A 21,264-nucleotide genomic window follows, 5' to 3' on the forward strand; every position below is an offset into this window, starting at 1 on the left:
AGCAAGCGGCGTGGCGCGGCGAATGCCGCGAGCCTCTATTTACGCCTGCGCAATGCACCGTGGAAGATGCTGGACAGCAATCATGCATGCAAAAACTGCATGAGTCAGCTGTCGCCCCCAACACCCACCGCCGTCACCCCGGACTTGTTCCGGGGTCCACTGTGCCGCAAACCAAGGCTTCTCGACTCTCGCGGAGGAGTGGATGCCGGAACGAGTCCGGCATGACGATTGTCGAGGGGCTCACCCACCCAAAGCCCGCTTCGCCAACCCCTCACAATCCGCATCGGTTGCCCGCGGCCCATTATCCCCGCTGATCGCCCGCCCGATCGCCTTGAAGATATTGCCGACTGACTTCACCCCCGGCGTTGTGCCGACATGCGGCTCACGGATGGTGCCGCTGACGATGATCGCACCCGGCAGCTTGATAATCACATTGCCTTTCGGCGTGCCGCTCAGGCTCAGCCCCATCGCCTCGGAGGGAAAGCTGATCGTGCCATGGCCGATCGCCTGGCTGGCGGTGGTGTCGATCAGGAACGGGTCAGCGGTCCCGACGCCGTTCCTCACCCCGAGCCGCAACACGACGCAGCGCAGCCCCGCCGGCTCATCCCCGCTGCCGAACAGCCCGTGCACCACGTCGAACCCAAGCTGCGACGCGATGTCGGCGGGCAGCGTGCCATCCCGCGCGACCAGGCCGACCAGGCCGTTCGAGGCGCCCACCACCTCGCGGATCGTGCTGCCGGTGCCGGTAAGCTTCACCCGCCCGTCGACCCGCCCATCGACGTCGCCGCCGCCGCCGGCCAGCGCCGGAATGCTGCTGTCACGCATGGCGAGGTCGATCGTCACCAGCGGCACCTGCCGGCCGCCCCGCTGATCGACTCGCATCGATCCCGTGATCGCGCCGCGCGTGAGCTGAAGCGTGAAGGGAGAAATAGTCAGCAGCTGGTGATCGATCGTCAGCACCCCCTTCATCGCCGCCAGCGCCCCTTGTCCGACGATACGCCGCGCAGTGAAGGCGATGGTGCCGTCCGTATGGGTGATCTTGCGGATGTTGATCCGCGTATCGGGCACGATCCGCAGGCCGATCTCCTGCCGCTTCACGGCCGCGGCGGCAGAACCCGCTCGCGAGGCGAAGTCGTCGAAGTTGAGCGCGTTGGAGGAGACCTCGCCCTTCAGCTTGGTCCGCCCATCGACCTTGTCGACATCGACATGCCCTGCAATGTCCGAGCTGCCGATCCGCCCGGTCACGCCATTGACCTTCCACGCGGTGCCGTCGCGCCGGACATGCGCTGCGAGCTGCACCGGCTTGGTGCCGAACAGCCCAGCCTCGATAATCGCATCGACGAATTTCAGATCATCGGCCCGCGCCGTCACATCGAGAGTCATATGGCTGAGGTCGAGCGGCCCATCCGCCATGCCCTTGATCGCCATCGTCAGCGCGGCGCCATCGATGCCGGCCTGAAACGGCCACGGCTTGCCCGCACCCTGCTCGATCGCGGGGCCATGGGCATAGAGCGTAACCGGCTCGCCCCGCACCTTGCCGCTGCCCTTGATCGTCACGCCGGTCGCCGGGTCGGCGCTGATCTTCGCGGCAAAGCTCCGGTCCTGAAACGCGTCGCGGTACAGGATCATCGAATTGGCGATCCGCAGGCCCTTCAGCGCCAGCGGACTGCCGCCGCCGCCGGTCTCGCCGGGCTTCACCCAGTTGTTGCGTCGATCACGATCGCGAACCAGCACGAGATGCGCGCCGTCCACGTCGATCGCACCCGGGCTGAAACGCCCGAACAACAGCTGGAAAGCCGAGAACCGCACCCGAACCCGCTCGATCCGGGCAAGGTCGCCGCTGCCTGCCCATGCCGCCTGCGGCACGCGTAGAGCTTGAATCTCCACCGTCGGCGTGAAGGAAAAGCTGTCGACCCGCTTGACCGCGCCAATCGTCACCGCCCGCCCGAACCGCTCGCTCAGCCCGCGCTCGATGCTCGGCTTGAACGCCCCCCAGGGCATCATCGCGAGGACGATCAGCGCCACCGCGATCAACGCAACCACGCCGCCGGCGATCAGATGGAGTCGCCGATCGGCGAAGACGGTGCGGATATTCATTGCGGGAAAGGACGAACCGGCCGCGCGTTCGTTCCGGATAGAGGCTCGGGCAGCGAGCGCAAGCGTTGGCCGGATTGAACGCCGACGTGGCGCCTGCTATGCGTCCGAGGTCGAAAAAGACCCGGCCGGATAGGTAAGCCCGGCTGCTTCCGCTCCCGGAAGTTCTGCTCCTCGAGCTCCGGCTCGTGAGAACCCACGGCGCGAAACACGAGCATGCCGCTCGTGGGACCGCGTGGGTGTGTCTGGACGAACAGGGTCTTTTCGCCTCCGCGCGGTTCATCTGGAAGGACTGAACCATGCGACTCAATCATCTCGATCTTCATGTTCCGGACGTAGCCGCCACCCGCGATTTCTTCGTCCGCTTCTTCGGCCTCCGCCACGAGGAAACGCGCGGGGATAATGCGCTGGCGATCCTGCGCGACGATGCCGGAATGGTCCTCATCATCAGCCGGCCCTTCGCCAGATATGGCGGAACCGACCAGGTCGCGATCGCCGCGCAAACCTATCATATCGGCTTTCTGCTGCCCGAGCGCGCCGAGGTCGACGCTGTCTACGCCACGCTCAAAGCGGCTGACACGCCGTTCTGGCACGAGCCGCGCGATATTCACGGCGGCTATGTCTTCTACTGCACCGCGCCCGGCAACATCCTGGTCGAGGTCGGCTGCCGACCGCTCTAGAGTTGAATGCGACCAAGCGGGGAGGAAGGTTTCAGCCCCTTCCAGCTGAAGGGCTACGCATTCACGCGTCGCGCGACGCTTCTTTCTCCCTCTCCCCCTGTGGGAGAGGGAAGGGGCCCGTGCGAAGCACGGGAAGGGTGAGGGGGACTCTCGATTGATGTCCCAAACCTCATTCCCCCTCATCCTTCCGTCGCTTCGCTCCTCCCTCCTTCTCCCACAGGGGGAGAAGGATTTCTGCGCAGCCTGCATCCAGCAGCCTTCAAGGAGGAGCAGACCCGCCAAAACGAAAAAGGGGCGCCCGGTCACCCGGACGCCCCTTCAAATCTCAACCGATCCGAAGGATCAGTAGCTGTAATACATGTCGAACTCGACCGGGCTCGGGGTCATTTCCCAGCGCGCCACGTCTTCCATCTTCAGCTCGATATAGGATTCGATCTGGTCCTTGGTGAACACGTCGCCCTTGAGCAGGAAGTCGTGGTCGGCCGCCAGGCACTCGAGTGCCTCGCGGAGCGAAGCGCAAACGGTCGGAACCTCGGCGAGTTCTGCCGGCGGCAGGTCGTACAGGTTCTTGTCCATTGCCTCACCCGGATGGATGCGGTTCTGGATGCCGTCCAGGCCGGCCATGAACAACGCCGCATAGCAGAGATACGGGTTGGCCATCGCATCGGGGAAACGCACTTCGACGCGCTTCGCCTTGGCGCCCGCACCATAAGGGATGCGGCACGATGCAGAGCGGTTGCGCGCCGAATAAGCGAGCAGCACCGGCGCTTCGTAACCCGGCACCAGCCGCTTGTAGCTGTTGGTGGTCGGGTTGGAGAAGGCGTTGACAGCCTTGGCGTGCTTGATGATCCCGCCGATGAAATACAGGCAGGTGTCGGAAAGCCCCGCATAGCCATTGCCGGCGAAAAGCGGGGTCGAACCCTGCCAGATCGACAGATGGGTGTGCATGCCCGAGCCGTTATCTTCCTTGATCGGCTTCGGCATGAAGGTGACCGTCTTGCCATAAGCCTGGGCCACGTTGTGGCAGACATATTTGTAGATCTGCATGCGGTCGGCGGTGGTGGTCAGCGTGCCGAAGGTCAGGCCGAGCTCATGCTGGGCAGCCGCGACCTCATGGTGGTGCTTGTCGCAAGGCAGGCCCATTTCAAGCATGGTCGAGACCATCTCGCCGCGGATATCGGTTGCCGAATCGACCGGTGCCACGGGGAAATAACCACCCTTGGCGCGCGGACGGTGGCCCAGATTGCCGCCCTCATATTCCTTGCCGGTGTTGGTCGGCAGCTCGATATCGTCGATCTTGTAATAGCTGGTCGCGTAGCTGTTCTCGAACTGGACGTTGTCGAACATGAAGAACTCGGCTTCCGGGCCGATATAGACCGTGTCGCCGATCCCGGTGGTCTTCAGATACGCCTCGGCGCGCTTCGCGGTCGAACGCGGATCGCGGGCATAGAGCTCGCCGGTCGAAGGCTCGACGATGTCGCACACCAGGATCAGCATCGGCGTCGCCGAGAACGGGTCGGTCCAGACCGCGTCGAGATCCGGCTTCAGGATCATGTCGGATTCGTTGATCGCCTTCCAGCCGGCGATCGAGGAGCCGTCGAACATGAAGCCGTCAGTCAGCTCGTCCTCGCCGACAACGCCCGCGACCATCGTCAGATGCTGCCATTTGCCCTTGGGATCGGTGAACCGCAGATCGACCCACTCGATCTCCTGGTCCTTGATCATCTTGAGGACGTCATTCGCCGAATTCGCCATATGCCCCATACCCTTTCGTTTTCGATTGTCTGCCCGACAGAATCGGGAATCATGTTGTCACCCGGACGCGCGCGTTGTCACAATATGTTGCGCCGCGTCAAATAGCGTCTTCATTCCGCTCGCCGGTGCGGATGCGCAGAGCCGTCTCCACCGGAATCACGAAGATCTTGCCGTCGCCGATCCGGCCGGTCTGCGCGGCGGCGGCGATCGCCTCCACGACACGGTCGGCCAGGGCGTCCTCGACGACCACCTCGAGCTTCACCTTGGGAAGGAAATCGACGACATATTCCGCGCCGCGATACAGCTCGGTATGTCCCTTCTGGCGACCAAAGCCCTTGGCTTCGGTCACGGTGATGCCGGATACGCCCACTTCGTGAAGCGCCTCCTTCACCTCATCCAGCTTGAACGGCTTAATGATGGCTTCGATCTTCTTCACTTGGGTACGCCCCCGATAGTTGATGCATACGACTGCCCTGTCGGCCACCCTTACAACAAGCGTGCCAGCCGCGCGAGCCGCTACCAGCCCTAGCCGAGGGCAGCTGGCCGCGTAAACAAATGCCTAACGTCCATGCAGGCGGGCAGCTGCTGCCCTATTTTGCGGCAGTCCGACGCGCAGAAGGTATCAGGGCTCGCGCAGGAATGACGCCGGCACATGATCGGTCAGCCACACGCCATTGCCGGTCAGGAAAAAGGCGTGACCCCCCGCCGCCATGTCGCGCGCCCGAATCGTCAGGATCATCGCCTTGCCGCGCCGATTGCCGACGATCGTCGCGGTCGCTTCGTCAGGCGAGAGATGGACATGATGCCGCCGCATCGGGCGCAGGCCGTCGGCACGGATCGCCGGCAGGAAGCGCTCGACGGTGCCATGATAGAGGAATTCGGGCGGATCGACCTGCGGCCAGTCAAGCGCGACCTCGACTGAGTGCCCCTGCCGCGCCCGGATGCGGCTGCCATCGGCCGACATCTCGTACCGCTGCTTGTCGCTCGTCTCGACGATCGAGATCAGCCGCTCCCAATCGCAATCGACCTTCTCGGCGGCGAACGCGGACAGAACCACGTCGGTATCGGTCCAGCCCTGTGCATCGAGCGTCAGCCCGGCAGCATCGGGGCGATGCCGCAGCCAGAAGGAAAGGGTTTTGGAGATGTTTTGGTCGGTAGCCATGGGCGCGCCTTACAGCGCTCCTGGTAGGAAAGGGAACAGTGATGGTTTGGCCAGGGGCCCTCCTGGAAGCAATGTTTAAACTGGAAGCGCTCTTGGCTCGTCAGCCACAGTTCCGTGGGTAAGCAGCCCGCCTATGTCCGTCATGACGCGCCGTACGAGCTGACTTTGCCGATTCACGCCGATCTTTTCATAGATCGATTTGAGATGGGTTTTAGCTGTGTTTTCTGTGATTCCGCGGGCCTCGGCGGCCGAAGCAACGGTAGCTCCCATGACGATACGCGCGGCAATTTCTGCTTCGGCGACGGTCAAATTATAAATCGACGCGATCCTCTTCACCGAAGGGCTGGTGTTCGGGCAGGAGTCTCCCACGAAGAGTATCGTTCCTGCGCGTCTGCCCTGACCCAAAGTTTCATTGTGCCCCGGAGCAAGCGGCTCCGCGACGACGGCGATAGGGTTCACGTCATTCGAACGGGAAATCGAAACCGCATCGCCGGCGACCAAATCCTTTCCAACGCCGGTGCGCGCCGCGCGATAGATCAAGCTGCGCAGCTTTTCGGCCGGCCTTGTCCGGGTTGCGCGCACACGGCCTCTGGTCGCATCGATCCCGTCGCCCGCCGTCAACAAACGATCCGCGGCCCGGTTCGCGAAGCGGATCTGACCTTCCGGGCCGGTAATGATGACACCCCGTTCCAGCTTGTCGAGCGCAGCGGTCAGGTCGTCACTATGCGCGCGCATCTGTTGCAGCTGGCGTCTCACGCGAAAAGACCGCGCCAGATGAACGAGAAGCCGCCGAAAAACGCCGGTATCCGCCACGGAAAACGGACGGCTCCTGCGGCCGAGCATGATGATGTCGGTCTGTTCCGGCTGCCGCTCGAGGACAGCGCCGATCGTCTGATGGCACGCGAACGCGATATAGAAACCTTCCCAGACGCGACTGCGGCGAAGCACCTCCTGGCCGCCGATATCGCTGACGGTGACTGGACGGCGAAGGGGTAGCCTGGGTGCAGCGGCAACCCATGGATTATCGTCGGGATTTGCCAATGGGCCTGAAAGCAGGGCCACCGCGGCGGGATCGAGCCGGTGGCCGCTCAACTCGAAATTTCCCCGGCTGAACATTGTCCCGATCAACAGGCCGCTTTGCCCGACAACATCGCTCACCAGGTCGAGCGCCGCGTTCCAGCTGACGTCATCGGCCACGCCCTCATGAAGCGCGCCGACAATGTCCAGGATGTCGGTCGTGGTCGGCCGCATGCGCCAAATTCCTCGCTTGGCCAGTACGATGCGTCTCGCCGGGGAAAAAGTACAGCCTCCCCCGTTCGGGTGAGCCGGGGCGCGCGGCGAGCCCCTACGGACAGGTTCCCCGTACATCCAACATTGGAGGTTTATATGTTATCCCCGACAATCACCCGCAAAGCATCATCGACCGCTTTGCTCGCGCAAAATCTGAATGACCGCGCGAGAAAATCGGTTCTAGAAATTGCCGACCTCGTAACATCTGTGTTCGGTGAGGCGAGTGACGCGATCAAGAAGAAGGTCGCTGCCCTTGGCGGAGCGCCAGGCAAAGCATTGGGCAGGGTGGAATTTGGAGCCGGCAATGGCTTTCGGCAAAAATTCGAGAACGGCGAAATCTTCCTTTTGCCGCCGAACGCCCCCTGCTGGGTGCACGGCGCCATCCTGGCCGAGTATGACGCGCTGGGAGCGGAGGGCGGTTTTCTTGGCTACCCCGTGACCGATGAGCGCCCGACGCCGGATGGAGCTGGTCGCTACAATCATTTCGCTAACGGCTCCATCTACTGGAGTTATGCTTCGGGCGCACACGAAATCCATGGCGCAATTCGCGACAAATGGGCCTCGCTCGGTTGGGAGCAGGGGTGGCTCGGATTTCCGCTCGAAGGGGAACGTCCGTTCACCGAGGACGGCAGGATTTCACGTTTTCAGAACGGTGCGATTTACTGGTGGCCGGATATCGGCGCCTTCGATGTCGGTGCGGTGACCCTGCGGTACAGGGGCATCTATTGCTTCGGCGAGTCCGACGAAGCGTCGTCAGCCGACGAACCCTATGTGGTGATGGGCGCGGTGCCGGTCCCCGGCGCCTCCAGCGCGGCGCCGTCCGCCATCCGGTCGCCGATCTACGATGATGTCGATTCCGGCAATGAGCGTCCGGATGACATTGAAGTCTATCGTGGAAATCCTTTCGGGCTGGCCCTGGGGGTCGCTCTGATCGAACATGACGAAGGCAATCCCGACTCCTATCTGGGTCTGGTCAAGGCCGGTGTCGATCTGGCCGGCAAGGGCGTGTCCGCAGGATGCAGCGCGCTGTTCGGAGCGGATGCCGCGCAGGTCTGCGATTCGATCTGGAGCGAGATAGCGCCGAAGATCGTTTCCACCGTGAATGATCTCATCGGATCAGAAGATGATTTGATCGGTAAAACGACTCTCTACATTTCAGCAAAGCAAATGGTAATGCTTGTCCATCAGCCCTGGTACCGGTTCTGGGGCATTCGCTATCACTTTGAAACTGAATTGCTCACCGATGGCGATGCGTCTTATAAGGCATATTTTTCGGTCGATCCTGCCTGAGAATGGCGTGATCTGATACTCGAAGAGTATCTCCGTTTTTCGAAAGATGTTTTTTGTGAAGCAGGTCTCTCAGCCGCTTTATCGGCACCCGCCGATAGTGCGGCTGAGACGACGGCTTTATTACCCCGCATCCTCGCAAATGCGCACGGCCCGCCGGCCCGGTTTCGGCATCGCGGCCTCCCGAATCACTGCTGAACGGTTCGACGTGGCGCAGAGCAGCCATTCGCCAGTTTGCGCTGCGGCGTAACGAAGGTAGGTTTATGGGATGGAGCCTCGCTATCTGCATTTGCGACCAGAGGGCCCGCCGCCAGATTTGGTGGCGGCACCATATCGAGCCATCATCATCGCCGATCAGGCGGTCGGCGACGACTGGCTGCGTCGCATCGCTGAGTGGATTGTCGCGATCGGAAGCCTCTACGTGGTTGCCTGGGGCGTCGATTGCGAGAAGTGGCACGATGGCGTCGATTGGGTCAGTCTTGAGATGTTCGAGTTCGGCGACATTCCCGACGATCGCTTTGTGATGACCACGTGGCACAGTGAGGAACCGATTTCGGAAGCCTTCTGGTTCGCCGAACATTGTGCTTTTCACCCGGACGTCGAGCTATCGGAAACGATTATTCTCCACGTCGCCGCAGAAGCGCGCGCGACGGCCATGTTGCAGACATATCGCGATAGCCAAATAATGGCCGATGACCTCTGATCTTTGGCCCGGTTATCGGGGCGATATCAATCGGCCGGTGCGCCAGCTGGATCGGCAGGCAGAGCTGAAACAACGCCGCGGTGAACTGAACGCCGGTCATCACCGTGTCCCTGACGAGAAGGGGAGATGTGCCCCGAGTGAACGCCGGCGGAGTGAGGGCTTATGACCTTCGCCCGCCGCCGCGTGGCAAAAAGCTCATGAACGTTACCGCCCCGGCGCCGGCGATTATCACGGCGACCGGAAGGTTGCAGACGACGCTCATGAGCGCTGCGGTGACCATCGGGAAAAGGCCCAGTATCCCGATGCAGAGGCGGGTAAGCATTGGGTCCTGACGCCGGCTATTATGGACAAGGCGATGGCTGGTCTGGGGCATGATGATGAACCTGGATTGATCACGCGATCCGACAACGGGGGCGCGAAAGCCCCGGACGCGAGCGTCGGGTCCAGTGGACCGTGACGCCCGCGCCGCTTCTTGTGGTGCGTGGTTTGAGGGATCAGAAGCGATAGGTGATGCCGGTCAGCACCTGGTGACGGTCATATTTGCCGTCACCATTGCTCAGATCGGCATAGCGATATTCGACCCGGGCGGAGACATGATCAGTCACCATGCGCTCGACACCGCCGCCGACCAGCCAGCCATCGCGATCCTCAGACGCGCTCGTGGTGAGCGTCGGCGAAACGATCGTCGTCTTGACGCGATCGTTCGTATAGCCGGCGCGTCCATAGACCAAAGTCCTGGGCGTCACGAGATAGCCGGCGCGGGCGGTGAAATCGAACGAGCGCTTCGAATCGAGCATGACGCGGTTCGCGCCGGTGCCGCTGTTCACGGTATCGCTGGTGCCGAAATTCGCGCCCATCTCGGCGCCGAGTACGAACTTTCCGAATTCCTTGTCATAGGCGGCATAGCCACCGACAACGGCCGAATCCTTCGAAGCGTCGGCCGACACAACACCGAGATCGGTCTTGGGATCGCGCACCTTGTTCTCGGTCCACCCTGCCTGCACGCCGACCGACGGGCCGTCGAAGCTTTGCGCCTGCGCTACACTCGTCGCAGACAGCGTGGACAGAAGGGCGAACATCGAGATCGAAACAGTCTTCATCTTACTATACCTTGATATCACGCACTGATTGCATGTGAATTTCGAAGTGCGCGGTTGAACAATTGGACTAAACATTCATCTTGTGTGCGTGTTACTCAGGGTACTGCAGTCTCCTTCTTCGTCGTTGCTTGAAATCAGTGAGCGCCACTGGTGTCGATCGGGCCCTTCGGCTTCGGAACCAGCCAGATCAGGGTGGCAGCAAAGCCCAGGCAGAGCGCGATCACACCGAACATGTTGAGCGTGGCGAGCATCACGCTCTGCCCCTCCACCACCATCGACAGCAGGGTGACTGACCCGTCATGCGGCATGCCGGCTTGGTCGGCGGCCTCGATCAGATGCCGGCCATTGCTCATGGCGCCGGCAAGCTCGGTCTGGTTGGCACGCGTCGCATTCGACCAGCCACTCTGGATCAGCGAGGTGGCGAAGGCGCCGGCCAGGGTCCGCATGAAGTTCGACAGGCCGGCCGCATTGGCCTGCTCGTCGGGCCTGACGCTCGCCATTGCGAGGCCGGTGACGGGTACGAAGAACATCACCATGAAGACGCCGGTGAGGAGCGTCGGCCAGGCCATCTGCGCGAAGGTCACATCGGGGGTGAATTCCCACATCCGCCAGACCATGATCAGCCCGAGCCCGACGACGCCGGCACAGACGATCAGCCGCGGATCGAACTTCTCGCAGGCCTTGCCGACGAACGGCGCCGAGAAGACCGCGAGGATTCCCATGATCCCGGTCGCATAACCGGCCCAGGTGGCGGTGTAGCCCATGTTGGACTGCAGCCAGAGCGGCAGGATGACGATGCTGGCGAAGAAGCCGCCAAAGCCGACGGCATAGGTCAGCGCCGCCCCGACAAAGCCGCGATGCCGGAAGATCCTGAGGTCGACGATCGGGTTCTTCTCGGTGAGCTCCCAGATCAGGAAGGCGACGAAGCCGATGGCCGCGACGATCCCCAGCGTGCGGATCTCGGCCGAGGCGAACCAGTCATGGTTTCGGCCCTCGTCGAGCATGATCTGCAGCGCACCGACCCAGATGATGAGCAAGGCGAGACCGACCTTGTCGATAAAGGCCTCGCTCTTCGGGTCGGACTGGCCCTTCATCAGATTCATCAGGACAAAGCCGCCAGCTGCCGCGATCGGCACCTTGATGAAGAAGATCCATGCCCAGCCGTAATTGTCGCAGATGATGCCGCCGAGGATCGGCCCGGCGACCGGACCGACCAAGGTGGTCATCGCCCAGATGACGGTCGCCAGCGTCGCCTTCTCCTTGGGGAAGACGCGGAGCAGCAGCATCTGTGACAGCGGCATGATCGGGCCGCCGACCAGACCGAGCAGCACCCGCGTTCCGAGCAGCATGCCGAGCGAACTCGACAGGCCGCACAGGAGCGACACAGCGGCAAAGCCCAGATAGCAGGTGATGAACGTACGCTGCGCGCCGAACTTCCGCGCGAGCCAGCCGGTGAGGGGCACGGTGATCGCCTCGGCGACCGCATAGGAGGTGATCACCCAGGTGCCCTGGGACGACGACACGCCGAGATTGCCGGCGATCGTCGGCACCGAGACGTTGGCGATGGTGGTGTCGAGCACCACCAGAAAATTACCGAGCCCGATCAGGATCGCGGCGATGTACAGCGGCACCCCCGTCAACGGGGCGGAGTCCGGCTGTGCTTTGAGGGCTGCTGCCATGGCTTTCTGCTTTCCTGAGTGGCGGAGGTCAGCCGGCGATCTGGACGTCGACGTCCATCGACAGGCCGACGCGGAGCGGATGTTGCGCCAGCTCAGCCGGATCGAGCCTGATGCGGACCGGCAGGCGCTGGACGACCTTGATCCAGTTGCCCGTCGCATTCTGCGCAGGCACGATCGCGAACGCAGCCCCGGTGCCGCCGGAGAAGCCCATGACCGTGCCGTGATAGACGGTTTTCGCGCCATAGAGATCGGAAGTGAGCTCGACCGGCTGGCCGGGACGCACCTTGGCGAGCTGAACTTCCTTGAAGTTCGCATCGACATAGGCTGCCTGGACCGGCACCACGACCATCAGCATCGCGCCCGGCTGGACGCGCTGGCCGACCTGGACCTGACGCCGCGACACCACGCCGTCGACCGGCGCGCGCAACACGGTGCGCGCGAGATCGACCCGCGCCTGATCGAGCGCGGCACGTGCCGCGAGCACTTCCGGATTGTTATCGACTGACGCGTCGGCGATCAGGACGCGGTTCGCCTCGCGGGTGCCGATCGCCGCATCGCGCGTCGCCGCCGCCTGCGCGCGGGCGGCCTCGGCTGACCGGAGGTTCGCCGCCGCCGTGCTGAACGCATTGCGCATCGTGGTCAGCTCCTCGCCGGAGACAGCACCCGAATTCGCCAGGCCTTCGCGGCGGGCGAGGTCGATCCGCGCCTTCTCGGCATCGGAACGCGCAGCGACGAGCCCGGCTTCAGCCTTCATCTCGTCCGCATGCCGCGCCGAAATCTGGGCGCTGAGCCCGGTGTCGTTCGCGACGAGCCCACGCACCCGGCGGATCGTGACCGCGAGATCAGCTTCGGCACGCGCCACCGCGATCCGGGCGTCGGTATCGTCGAGCCGGACGAGAATGTCGCCGCGGCGAACCATCTGCGCATCCTGGACAAGGACTTGGCTGACAGGGCCGCCGATCAGCGGCGTCACCTGAGCGACGTCTGCGCCGACATAGGCATTGTCGGTCTCGACATGGTGCGATCCGACCATTGCGTCATAACCGTAATAGCTGCCGCCGATCAGCGCGATCGCCGCGGCGAAACCGCCGAACAGGCGCTTGCGCTTGGCCTTGGTCTTTTTTGCTTCGAGTTCGGCCTGAGCCGGATCGACGTCGAAATGATGTTCGATGACTGACATGAATTGGGTCTCCTTTTATGAATGGAATCCGCCACCAAGGGCGCGGATGAGCGTGACATCGAGGGCGAAGGCACGGGTCTCGAGCTTTGCGACGTTGAGGCGGGAATCGAGCACGCCCTCCTCGGCCGAGAGCACATCGAGATAGGTCGACAGCCCTTGGGAATAGCGAAGCCGCGCAAGGCGATTGGCTTCCTCGAAATCGGCCAGCGCGCGGCGCGAATTCTCCAGCCGCGCGGCGAGCCTGGTCTTGCTCGTCAGTGCGTCGGCGGTCTGGTGCAGCGCCTCGATGACCTGGCGATCATATTGGGCGATCGCTTCGTCATATTGGCCGCGGCTGGAGCGGTACTGGCCCTGGAGCGCGCCGCCATGGAAGAGCGGCAGGCTCACCGCGGGGCCGGCATTTCCAAAGCTCGAGCCTCCCTTGAACAGATTGGCGATGCCGAAGCTTTCGAAGCCGGCAAGCGCACTCAGGCTGACATTCGGGTAGAAATCGGCACGGGCGACCTTGATGCGCTCCGCCGCGGCGTCAGCGCGCGCGCGGGCGGCGGCGATATCGGGCCGGCGGCCGATCAGGTCGATCGCGGCATTGTCTGGAGTGCCCTGCGCCGCGAGCGCCGCGATCATCGGGCGGGTGATGCTCCGGCCGCGGTCAGGCCCGGAGCCGATCAGCGCGGCGAGCGCGTTTTTGGCGAGCTCGATCCCTTCGTCGGTGGCGGCGAGGTTCGCATTGGCCTGTTCGAGCCGACCCTTTGCCTGGCGCAATGTCGCGTCGGCATCGAGGCCTTGCTCGACGCGCTGCATGACGAGCTGCAGCGTCTGGGTGCGGATGACGACCGCGGCCGCGAGGCTGTCATGCTGTGCATAGAGCGCGGCCAATTCGGCATAGCCTGAGGCGATCCCGGTGGTGAGCGCCAGCCGCGCCTCCCCGGCGTCATAGCGTGCCGCCTGCAAGTCCAGCTTGGCGGCACGCAGCGCTGCGCGGTTCTTGCCCCAGAGATCGAGGTCGATCGAGATGCTGAGGCCCGCCATGCCGCTGTCGTTCCAGCCGCCGGGCACGAGTTGCGCGGGAACGCCGTTGTTTTTGCTGAGCTTCCCCTCCTGGACATTGCCAACGGCATCCACCGTCGGGAGGAGCGCAGCGCCCGCCTGCCGGGTAAAGCCTTCAGCGGCCCGGATGCGCGCCGCCGCCACATCAAGGTCAGGCGAATTGGCCAGGGCTTCCTCGATCAGCTTTGAAAGCTGCGGGTCCTGATAATGCTGCCACCAGCCTTCTCCGGGCCATTCCGAACCGGTTCCGGCGAGCGTGAGTGATGCGGCCGCGACGGGAGCGGTGCGGCCGTTGGACATCGGCCCCAGGTCCGGAACCGACGCACAGGCGCTTGTGCAAAGCGCAAGCAGAAGAGCCGCGCGGCGAGGCCGCGCGGGAATGAAGCGGATCATGTCCGAATGTCCTTTGTTTCTGAACGGGTGTTTTGAACTGGTACCGTACGGTCTAGTCCAATTTAGAATTGCTTGTCAACGACAAAAATGGACCGTACGGTACCGTTTAGATTTTAAGGAGTTAGCGGACGTGGCGCGAATGAAGTCGGACGAGAAGCGCCGGGAGATCGTGCGAGTCGCATCACTGGCATTTCAGGAGCTCGGTTATGAGCGCACGTCGATGCTGACGATCGCCGAGCGCCTGCACGGCTCCAAGCAGACGCTGTATAACTACTTCCCCTCAAAGGAAGATTTGCTGCGCGCTGTGCTCGATTTCGACGTGGCCGAGGTCAGCGACAAGGCGATGGCGACCTTCTTCGCCGAGCCCGATCTCCAAAAGGGGCTGGCGAAACTCGGCCAGATCTATCTCGAACGCCAGCTCGGTCCGCTGGCCATCGCCAACATTCGTACAGTCTCAACGCAGCCGGCCGAATCGCGGATCGGCGAGGAGTTTTACCGCAATGTCCTGTGCGCAGCCTGGAAGCGCCTCGCTGACGCGTTCGAGGCACTGATGGGGGAGGGGAAGCTCAGGCGCGCAGATCCCTGGCTGGCAGCCATGCATTTCAAAGGCCTGATCCTGCAGGACCTGCTCGAAAGACATCTCCTCGGTGCCGCGACGGCGATAGATCAAGCCGAAGTCGCGGCCGCGGCGCAGCAGGCGGCCGATGCTTTCCTCATGATCTACGGCCCGCGCGAGTCCGCGCCCGCCGCGTAAGCACCGCGGCGCCGGCGTGGGCGCTGCGGTGAGCGCCAGACCGACCGCTCAAACAATTCCGTACCTGCTGGTCCATTTTCCGTTGACGTCCGTTAATTAATGGACTAGACCGTACGGTACCAGATCAATGAAGCTCAAGAAATGAGTTCGGGGCTGGCAGGCCGCCCCCCCCACCCGTCGGCCGCCAGTCCCGGCCCTGCCCGCGCTCTGTCAGTGCGCGGGCAGGGCTCCCATCAGGAGCCAGAGAACACCGAATGCGCTCACGTACCGAAAGAAAGAAAAACGAGATTATCCAGGTGGCAGCGGAGCTTTTCGACGCATTGGGGTATGAACGCACATCCATGTCCGCAATCGCGGCCCGCGTAGGTGGATCCAAGGCGACGCTTTACGGCTATTTCGAATCCAAGGAGGAGCTGCTCCGCGCGATCCTTGATCGCGACGTGAATGAGGAAGCCGACCGCCTGATCCAGGAGCTTCTGTCCGAAAAGGACTTGCGGAGCGGCCTTATCCGCCTCGGCATCGCCTATCTTGCCGGTCAGCCGGCGCGGGCGGCGAGTATCCGGACCGTCGCCAACCAGCCGATCGCGCAAGCGTTCTACGAGGACGTGCTTCGTCCGGCATGGCAGCGCCTGGCCGACCGCTTCGCGACGATGATGAAGGAGGGCAGGCTCAAATTCGCCGATCCCTGGATCGTGGCGATGCACTGGAAGGGTCTCAACGAGTGGGACATGCTCGAGAAATATCTTCTCTGCGCGCATGTCGGGCCCAATGCGAATGACATCATGAGCGCCGCAGCCGCGGCGGCGGACGCATTTCTCAATCTCTATGCCGATCCATCCGAAGCCAGGCAGGTGCCGGCAGGATGAACAAGGGCACGGTCACCTTCGCTGTCGAACCGAACGCCAGCAATCATCTCGCCTGGATGAACGCGATTCTCGGCTTGCAGCGCACGCTGATGGCCGCTGAACGCACGGCCGTGACGCTGATCGCCTTCGGCTTCACGGTCGCGCAGATTTTCCAGAACATGAAAGCGATCGTGCCGCCGCAATTCCTGATTCTCGGGTCGCATCTTCCCCGTACCGTCGGGCTCCTGATGATCGCGGCGGGAGTCGGCTCACTCGCGCTCTTCACCTGGCAGTATCTCCGCGCGGTCGCCTATCTCGCGGCCGAGCCGTTTGTCGGCATCTCGGTGAAGATCGGGAATCCGCTGCATCAGCTTACCTGCTGCACGGCCTATGCGATCATGCTTCTCGGGACGCTGGGTTTTGGCTCTGTGCTGGTAAGCTTCTGATCCAGCATGAAAGGTCGAACCCGCGAGGCAGGGCCTTTACTGAAATGAAGCTGAGTGATTACCAGCGGTTCCAGCTTCAATCGACGTAACGAGACAGTGCCGGCGCGGCGCAACTGTGCTCGGGCCAGCGCTTTACGCCGCCCCGATCCGCTGCAGCTTCGCCAGCAACGTCGCCTCGTCGAATGGCTTGGTGACATATTCGTCAGCACCCGCGTCGATGCCCTTGTGGATGTCGGGCGCGTCGGATTTGGAGGTGCAGAACACCACTTTCGGCCCCACACCGCCCTCGAGCTGCCGCAGTGCCGCGACGAACTGGACGCCGGTCATCACCGGCATTTCCCAATCGAGCAGGATGAGGTCGGGCATCGATGCCTGGCAGCGCAGGAGCGCTTCCTGGCCATTCTCCGCCTCGGTCACCACATAGCCGAGATTGGCGATGATGCGACTGGCGACCATCCGCATCACGCGCGAATCGTCGACCAGCAGGCAGCGCGGCTGGCGACCCGGCGCGGCGGGCGCCGTGGGTGCGGGCGGCGCCGCGGCCGCTGCCGGCGATTCGGACTCCGCGGGCAGGGGAGCGGTTCGGCCGAGAGCCTCCGGGCTCAAGCGCTTGATCAGACCCTTAATGACTGCGGCTCCCTTTGGCTGAGGACCTGGCTCGCAGCGGCGACCACTGCCTGATCCGCTTCTGTCATGCGGACGTGAATATACGGCACCCAGATCTCGCCGAACTCGGCTTTCTGATACCACACGTCGATTACGTCGTACGAGGCCCAATAGCCGTCCGGCTGACGCAGCCGCAGGCCTTCGCCGATCCGGGGGACCGATGCGAAGCGCAGCCCGACCTGGGTCTGGTGGGTCTCGTTCTGAACTTCGATCTCAATCAAGGACTGCTGCCTCCTGTACGTGGAGATCACCATAGCCGGCAATTCTTGCCGAAAAGCGAATGACGGGGCCGCAGTGGCCAAAAATTCGTGTTTTCATTGGCGATTCGTCGCAATTCAACACGCGGCCGGCCTCGGCTACGATGGTAGGGTGCCACCGCCCTCCGTTAACGTTCTCGCCGCGCTAGGCGATTCGCGCTCCGCGCGCTTTTTCCGATCGGCGCGGCCCCAATGGTGCGACAAAACTCTCCAACAAAGCGCGGCCACGCTGTCATATCGTCGCTCTCCAGAAACCGATCGCGGGGAGTTCCGGTGGGAGTTTCGGGGACACTATACTTAATTGTTTGGGCCTTGACTGAACGAGACGCCGATCATCAGTCCGGCCATTCCCCGGATTGCCAGTCGCGGGCGGTGTGGATCAGGCGCAGGGGTGGCTGATATTGGCTATTTCGGCGACAGTCCGCAGCCCTAACAATATCAAGCCACCCCCGGATAGGCATGACATAATTCACCGGCCCCAAGCGCCCGTTTCCACCCATTTCCCCTCGTAAAACCCCACATCGCGCACCGCATCCGCCCTCGAATTATGTCACAACTAACGCCGCCGCAGCCCGCCAAACCCGCCCGCCGGCCCGTTGATTCAACCCCACCGCAGCCCGCGCTATCCACCCCTCATGACCGCAGGACGCCCCACCACTTATCGCCCCGAATATGCCGAGCAGGCGCGCAAGCTGTGCGGCAACGGTGCCACTGATCGCGAGATCGCCGATATCCTCGGCGTCTGCGTGCGCACCTTCTACAGGTGGCGCGCCGAGTATGACGCATTCGCCGAGGCGCTCACCGCCGGCAAGGAATTCGCCGACGATCGGGTCGAGCGCGCGCTGTACGAGCGCGCCTGCGGCTATGAGTATTCCGATGTGAAGATCTTCCACCCCAGCGGTGCGAAGGAGCCGGTGATCGTGCCGGTGACCGTCCACGTCCCCGCCGATGTCGGTGCCGCCAGGCAATGGCTCGCCACGCGCCGGCCGCCTGCGCCTCCCGAGCCCCCTGAGAATACGAGCTTCGTCGAGCGGTTCCGCAAGGCAATGGCGCGCGTCGAGGAGGGCAGAGCCCAAGACCAGGCTGCCAAGGCCAGACACTTCGCCGACCGGGTCGAGGTCCGGGTCAGCGAGGAACTCGCCCGACGCGGGCTTCAGGCATGAGCGTGGCTGATCGAGCCCGATGGGGCATGCCGTGAAAATCTCTCGTCGGCCCGCCGCCTGCGGATTGCACCGAGGGTCGTCACCCGGTGTCCGCCCGCAGCACCTCGAGCGCCGCGTCGGGTCGGGCCAGCACGATCAGGCGCAATCCGCAGGCGCGGGCGCGATCGATCGCGAGATCGGTCGCGGCGGACAGGGTCACCAGCATCGGGCAGCCGGCCAGTGCCGCCTTTTCCACCAGCTCGTACGAGCATCGCGACGACAACAGGGCGAAGCCGCCGCCCCAATCCTCGCCGGCCCGGCGCATCGCCCCGATCAGCTTGTCGAACGCATTATGCCGGCCGACATCCTCGCGCACCGTGACGATCGACCCGTCGGCACGGCAGCGCGCGGCGGCATGGACGGCTCCTGTCGCGCGGTTGAGCGGCTGATGCTCCCGCAACGCAGCGATCGCCTTGAAGATCGTCGTTTCGTCGATCTCGCCGCCGCCGCTGACGGCGGGCAACGGCCGCAGCGCCTGTTCGAGATTCTCGATGCCGCACAGCCCGCACGACGATTCGGACACCCGGTGCCGGACGCGCTCGAACACCTGTTCGGCACAGCGCGGCGAAAGCGTGACACGCAGGATCTCGCCGTTTTCCGTGCCGTGGTGATCCACGTCGATCACGTCCCCGGTCTCAGCGATCAGCCGCTCGCTGAGCGCGAAACCGACCGCGAAATCCTCGAGATCGGCGGGCGTCGCCATCATCACCGCATAGCCGATCCCGTTGAACTCGATCGCGATCGGCCGCTCCACCGCGACCGCGCGTGCGACCATGGTGCGTGCACCGTCCGGCTTTATGCTGTCGAACGCTGAATCCCTGGCGCCGCCGATCGAGCCGTCCCTGATCGAACCTGGCCTGTCGTGCACGCGCTTCTCCTTCAGCGGAAACGCAGATGAGGATTCAGGCGTAGGGCGGCCGGTCGAGCCCGGCTGGGCTGGTCGTGAAGATCTCGCAACCCGTCTCGGTGATGCCGATCGAATGCTCGAACTGCGCCGAGAGCGAACGGTCGCGGGTCACCGCGGTCCAGCCATCGTCAAGCAGTTTCACATCGGGGCGGCCGATATTGATCATCGGTTCGATCGTGAAGATCATGCCGGGGCGGAGCTCGGGGCCAGTGCCGGGCTTGCCGACATGGACGACCTCGGGCGCGTCATGGAAGAGCTGGCCGAGGCCATGGCCGCAGAAATCGCGGACCACGCCAAAGCGGTGCTTTTCGGCATGATGCTGAATGGCGTGCGCCACATCGCCCAGGCGGTTGCCGGGTTTCGCCTGCTCGATGCCGAGCATCAGGCATTCATAGGTCACGTCGACCAGCCGCTTCGCTTTGATCGGCACGTCGCCGATCAGATACATCCGGCTCGAATCGCCGTGCCAGCCGTCCAGGATCGGGGTCACGTCGACATTGACGATATCGCCCGATTTCAGCGTCTTCTCGCCGGGAATGCCGTGGCAGACGACATGGTTGATCGAGATGCAGCTCGAATGCGTGTAGCCGCGATAGCCGAGCGTCGCCGGCACGCCGCCGCGCTCGGCGATGAAGCGGTAGATCATCTCGTCGATGTCGCTGGTCGCGACGCCGGGCACCATGTGCGGCACGATCATGTCGAGCGTCTCGGCGGCGAGGCGGCCGGCCTTGTGCATGCCGTCAAAGGCAGCGCGGCCATGAAGCTTGATGGCGCCGGTGCGGCCGGCGGGCGCGTCCGGGGTTACGGTTACATAGTCGGTCATGAGAGGCGATATAGCGAGCCCGGCCGGGCTTTGCGAGACCCGCGCGAAGGGCTATGCGAAGTCATGAACGAGCGTATCTGGACAGCCGCCCTCGCGGTGATCGGCGACGAAATCCTGTCCGGCCGCACCCAGGACAAGAATATCGCTCAGGTTGCGGCCTGGCTCAACGTCCAGGGGATCCGCCTCGCCGAAGTGCGTGTCGTGCCCGACAAGACAGCGGCGATCGCCGAGGCGGTTAACGCGCTCAGCGCCCGCTACGACTATCTCTTCACCACCGGCGGGATCGGCCCGACGCATGACGACATCACCGTTGATGCCATCGCCGAGGCGCTGGGCGTGCCCGTGGTGTACCATCCCAAAGCGGTCGCGATGCTGGAGCAGTATTACGGCCCGCGCGGCGGGCTGACCGAGATTCGCAAGCGGATGGCGCGGGTGCCCGAGGGTGCCGATCTGATCGAGAATCGCATGTCGGGCGCGCCTGGCATCCGAATCGGCAATATCTTCGTGATGGCGGGGGTGCCGCATATCACCGCAGGGATGCTGGATTCGCTCACCGGCACGCTCGAAGGCGGGCTGCCCGTGCTGTCGCGCACGATCGGCTGCTGGGCGCTGGAAAGCGAGGTCGCGCTGCTGCTCGCCGATGTCGAGCACGCCTATGAGGGCGTCGCGATCGGCAGCTATCCGTTTTTTCGAGACGGCCGCACCGGCGCCAATTTCGTGGTCCGCGCAACCGATCAGGCGCTGGTCGATGCCTGTATCGACGATCTCACCGCGCGGCTGGAAGCTGAGGGAAGGACAGTGGTTGCGGACGGAATCTGATCCGCATCCGTTTTCGCCCGCGTACGCCCGGAATGGGAAAACAATACGTATGCGAAACAATCATTGCCATGACCGGTGGCGCCGGGACTTCAGTTGCACAAGGCGCCTGTCGATATGGAGCAGCAAGAAAAGCTTCATTATTCATTCGGCAACGAGTAGCCACTATTGATCAAGA

General features: G+C 63.4%; 21 protein-coding genes. 8 read left to right on the forward strand and 13 right to left on the reverse strand.

The window, feature by feature from the left end; translation table 11 throughout:
* Nucleotides 1–240: 240 nt before the first annotated feature.
* Nucleotides 241–2,097: an AsmA family protein gene (locus AC1DVS_RS23050; RefSeq protein WP_478026725.1), complete on the reverse strand. Its 1,857-nt coding sequence runs from the start codon at nt 2,095–2,097 to the stop codon at nt 241–243.
* 296 nt (nt 2,098–2,393) lie between these two features.
* Between AC1DVS_RS23050 and AC1DVS_RS23055 the strand changes: the two genes are divergently transcribed.
* The gene (locus tag AC1DVS_RS23055; RefSeq protein WP_478026727.1) at nt 2,394–2,774 is read left to right on the forward strand and encodes a VOC family protein; all 381 of its coding nucleotides are present in this window, start codon (nt 2,394–2,396) and stop codon (nt 2,772–2,774) included.
* A gap of 342 nt (nt 2,775–3,116) precedes the next feature.
* On the opposite strand, the gene glnA is transcribed toward AC1DVS_RS23055, so the two are convergent.
* The 4 genes from glnA to AC1DVS_RS23075 form a co-directional block, all read right to left on the reverse strand.
* Nucleotides 3,117–4,529 (reverse strand): type I glutamate--ammonia ligase, encoded by a 1,413-nt coding sequence (gene glnA, locus AC1DVS_RS23060; RefSeq protein WP_478026728.1) that lies wholly within the window; start codon nt 4,527–4,529, stop codon nt 3,117–3,119.
* A 97-nt stretch (nt 4,530–4,626) separates the two neighbouring features.
* Nucleotides 4,627–4,965 carry a P-II family nitrogen regulator gene (locus AC1DVS_RS23065; RefSeq protein ID WP_332718811.1) on the reverse strand — a complete coding sequence of 113 codons (339 nt, stop codon included), beginning with the start codon at nt 4,963–4,965 and terminating at the stop codon, nt 4,627–4,629.
* Between the two features lie 186 nt (nt 4,966–5,151).
* Entirely contained in the window at nt 5,152–5,691 is a 540-nt protein-coding gene (locus tag AC1DVS_RS23070) for an RNA 2'-phosphotransferase (RefSeq protein WP_478026730.1), read from the reverse strand.
* Nucleotides 5,692–5,766: 75 nt separating this feature from the next.
* Nucleotides 5,767–6,942, reverse strand: coding sequence for a helix-turn-helix transcriptional regulator (locus tag AC1DVS_RS23075; RefSeq protein WP_478026732.1), 1,176 nt, complete (start codon nt 6,940–6,942; stop codon nt 5,767–5,769).
* Nucleotides 6,943–7,077: 135 nt separating this feature from the next.
* Here AC1DVS_RS23075 and AC1DVS_RS23080 point away from each other — a divergent pair, with 135 nt between their 5' ends.
* Together AC1DVS_RS23080 and AC1DVS_RS23085 are read left to right on the forward strand one after the other, a co-directional pair.
* Complete coding sequence (locus tag AC1DVS_RS23080) at nt 7,078–8,271, forward strand: LGFP repeat-containing protein (protein WP_478026734.1); 1,194 nt, start codon at nt 7,078–7,080, stop codon at nt 8,269–8,271.
* Between the two features lie 265 nt (nt 8,272–8,536).
* Nucleotides 8,537–8,971, forward strand: coding sequence for a DUF7684 family protein (locus AC1DVS_RS23085; protein ID WP_478026735.1), 435 nt, complete (start codon nt 8,537–8,539; stop codon nt 8,969–8,971).
* A gap of 494 nt (nt 8,972–9,465) precedes the next feature.
* Here the strand turns inward: AC1DVS_RS23085 and AC1DVS_RS23090 are convergent, their stop codons facing one another.
* From AC1DVS_RS23090 to AC1DVS_RS23105, 4 genes are all read right to left on the reverse strand, one after another.
* Complete coding sequence (locus AC1DVS_RS23090) at nt 9,466–10,071, reverse strand: outer membrane protein (RefSeq protein ID WP_478026736.1); 606 nt, start codon at nt 10,069–10,071, stop codon at nt 9,466–9,468.
* A gap of 134 nt (nt 10,072–10,205) precedes the next feature.
* Nucleotides 10,206–11,750: a DHA2 family efflux MFS transporter permease subunit gene (locus tag AC1DVS_RS23095; protein ID WP_478026738.1), complete on the reverse strand. Its 1,545-nt coding sequence runs from the start codon at nt 11,748–11,750 to the stop codon at nt 10,206–10,208.
* A gap of 28 nt (nt 11,751–11,778) precedes the next feature.
* Nucleotides 11,779–12,930 (reverse strand): EmrA/EmrK family multidrug efflux transporter periplasmic adaptor subunit, encoded by a 1,152-nt coding sequence (locus tag AC1DVS_RS23100; RefSeq protein ID WP_478026740.1) that lies wholly within the window; start codon nt 12,928–12,930, stop codon nt 11,779–11,781.
* 15 nt (nt 12,931–12,945) lie between these two features.
* A complete protein-coding gene (locus AC1DVS_RS23105; RefSeq protein ID WP_478026742.1) occupies nt 12,946–14,370 on the reverse strand; it encodes an efflux transporter outer membrane subunit in 1,425 nt (474 codons plus the stop codon).
* 139 nt (nt 14,371–14,509) lie between these two features.
* On the opposite strand from AC1DVS_RS23105, the gene AC1DVS_RS23110 reads away from it, so the two are divergent.
* From AC1DVS_RS23110 to AC1DVS_RS23120, 3 genes are all read left to right on the forward strand, one after another.
* The gene (locus AC1DVS_RS23110; RefSeq protein ID WP_478026871.1) at nt 14,510–15,124 is read left to right on the forward strand and encodes a TetR/AcrR family transcriptional regulator; all 615 of its coding nucleotides are present in this window, start codon (nt 14,510–14,512) and stop codon (nt 15,122–15,124) included.
* 254 nt (nt 15,125–15,378) lie between these two features.
* The gene (locus tag AC1DVS_RS23115; protein WP_478026744.1) at nt 15,379–15,990 is read left to right on the forward strand and encodes a TetR/AcrR family transcriptional regulator; all 612 of its coding nucleotides are present in this window, start codon (nt 15,379–15,381) and stop codon (nt 15,988–15,990) included.
* Nucleotides 15,987–16,415, forward strand: coding sequence for a DUF202 domain-containing protein (locus AC1DVS_RS23120; protein ID WP_478026745.1), 429 nt, complete (start codon nt 15,987–15,989; stop codon nt 16,413–16,415). Before AC1DVS_RS23115 ends, AC1DVS_RS23120 begins: the two co-directional genes overlap by 4 nt.
* Before the next feature lie 132 nt (nt 16,416–16,547).
* On the opposite strand, the gene AC1DVS_RS23125 is transcribed toward AC1DVS_RS23120, so the two are convergent.
* Both AC1DVS_RS23125 and AC1DVS_RS23130 read right to left on the reverse strand, forming a co-directional pair.
* Nucleotides 16,548–17,021 (reverse strand): response regulator, encoded by a 474-nt coding sequence (locus AC1DVS_RS23125; RefSeq protein ID WP_478026747.1) that lies wholly within the window; start codon nt 17,019–17,021, stop codon nt 16,548–16,550.
* 8 nt (nt 17,022–17,029) lie between these two features.
* Nucleotides 17,030–17,302: a hypothetical protein gene (locus tag AC1DVS_RS23130; protein ID WP_478026749.1), complete on the reverse strand. Its 273-nt coding sequence runs from the start codon at nt 17,300–17,302 to the stop codon at nt 17,030–17,032.
* 671 nt (nt 17,303–17,973) lie between these two features.
* Here AC1DVS_RS23130 and AC1DVS_RS23135 point away from each other — a divergent pair.
* Nucleotides 17,974–18,501, forward strand: a complete 528-nt coding sequence (locus AC1DVS_RS23135) for a helix-turn-helix domain-containing protein (protein WP_478026750.1) — start codon at nt 17,974–17,976, stop codon at nt 18,499–18,501.
* Nucleotides 18,502–18,580: 79 nt separating this feature from the next.
* Here the strand turns inward: AC1DVS_RS23135 and fdhD are convergent, their stop codons facing one another.
* Both fdhD and map read right to left on the reverse strand, forming a co-directional pair.
* A complete protein-coding gene (gene fdhD / locus AC1DVS_RS23140; RefSeq protein ID WP_478026872.1) occupies nt 18,581–19,315 on the reverse strand; it encodes a formate dehydrogenase accessory sulfurtransferase FdhD in 735 nt (244 codons plus the stop codon).
* Between the two features lie 127 nt (nt 19,316–19,442).
* Complete coding sequence (gene map / locus AC1DVS_RS23145; RefSeq protein ID WP_478026752.1) at nt 19,443–20,270, reverse strand: type I methionyl aminopeptidase; 828 nt, start codon at nt 20,268–20,270, stop codon at nt 19,443–19,445.
* A gap of 63 nt (nt 20,271–20,333) precedes the next feature.
* Here map and AC1DVS_RS23150 point away from each other — a divergent pair, with 63 nt between their 5' ends.
* On the forward strand, nt 20,334–21,089 hold the full coding sequence (locus tag AC1DVS_RS23150; RefSeq protein ID WP_478026754.1) for a competence/damage-inducible protein A: 756 nt from the start codon (nt 20,334–20,336) through the stop codon (nt 21,087–21,089).
* Nucleotides 21,090–21,264: the final 175 nt, after the last annotated feature.

Source organism: Sphingomonas sp. P3_C5, assembly GCF_056402635.1.

Excerpts from the sequence above, each read along its gene's own strand:
- AC1DVS_RS23100 (WP_478026740.1), bottom strand. The coding sequence starts at position 12,930 with ATGTCAGTCATCGAACATCATTTCGACGTCGATCCGGCTCAGGCCGAA.
- AC1DVS_RS23110 (WP_478026871.1), top strand. The coding sequence starts at position 14,510 with ATGAAGTCGGACGAGAAGCGCCGGGAGATCGTGCGAGTCGCATCACTG.
- fdhD (WP_478026872.1), bottom strand. The coding sequence starts at position 19,315 with ATGGTCGCACGCGCGGTCGCGGTGGAGCGGCCGATCGCGATCGAGTTC.
- AC1DVS_RS23090 (WP_478026736.1), bottom strand. The coding sequence starts at position 10,071 with ATGAAGACTGTTTCGATCTCGATGTTCGCCCTTCTGTCCACGCTGTCT.
- AC1DVS_RS23085 (WP_478026735.1), top strand. The coding sequence starts at position 8,537 with ATGGAGCCTCGCTATCTGCATTTGCGACCAGAGGGCCCGCCGCCAGAT.
- AC1DVS_RS23095 (WP_478026738.1), bottom strand. The coding sequence starts at position 11,750 with ATGGCAGCAGCCCTCAAAGCACAGCCGGACTCCGCCCCGTTGACGGGG.
- AC1DVS_RS23105 (WP_478026742.1), bottom strand. The coding sequence starts at position 14,370 with ATGATCCGCTTCATTCCCGCGCGGCCTCGCCGCGCGGCTCTTCTGCTT.
- AC1DVS_RS23075 (WP_478026732.1), bottom strand. The coding sequence starts at position 6,942 with ATGCGGCCGACCACGACCGACATCCTGGACATTGTCGGCGCGCTTCAT.
- AC1DVS_RS23115 (WP_478026744.1), top strand. The coding sequence starts at position 15,379 with ATGCGCTCACGTACCGAAAGAAAGAAAAACGAGATTATCCAGGTGGCA.
- map (WP_478026752.1), bottom strand. The coding sequence starts at position 20,270 with ATGACCGACTATGTAACCGTAACCCCGGACGCGCCCGCCGGCCGCACC.
- AC1DVS_RS23120 (WP_478026745.1), top strand. The coding sequence starts at position 15,987 with ATGAACAAGGGCACGGTCACCTTCGCTGTCGAACCGAACGCCAGCAAT.
- AC1DVS_RS23070 (WP_478026730.1), bottom strand. The coding sequence starts at position 5,691 with ATGGCTACCGACCAAAACATCTCCAAAACCCTTTCCTTCTGGCTGCGG.
- AC1DVS_RS23135 (WP_478026750.1), top strand. The coding sequence starts at position 17,974 with ATGACCGCAGGACGCCCCACCACTTATCGCCCCGAATATGCCGAGCAG.
- AC1DVS_RS23080 (WP_478026734.1), top strand. The coding sequence starts at position 7,078 with ATGTTATCCCCGACAATCACCCGCAAAGCATCATCGACCGCTTTGCTC.
- AC1DVS_RS23150 (WP_478026754.1), top strand. The coding sequence starts at position 20,334 with ATGAACGAGCGTATCTGGACAGCCGCCCTCGCGGTGATCGGCGACGAA.
- AC1DVS_RS23055 (WP_478026727.1), top strand. The coding sequence starts at position 2,394 with ATGCGACTCAATCATCTCGATCTTCATGTTCCGGACGTAGCCGCCACC.
- glnA (WP_478026728.1), bottom strand. The coding sequence starts at position 4,529 with ATGGCGAATTCGGCGAATGACGTCCTCAAGATGATCAAGGACCAGGAG.
- AC1DVS_RS23050 (WP_478026725.1), bottom strand. The coding sequence starts at position 2,097 with ATGAATATCCGCACCGTCTTCGCCGATCGGCGACTCCATCTGATCGCC.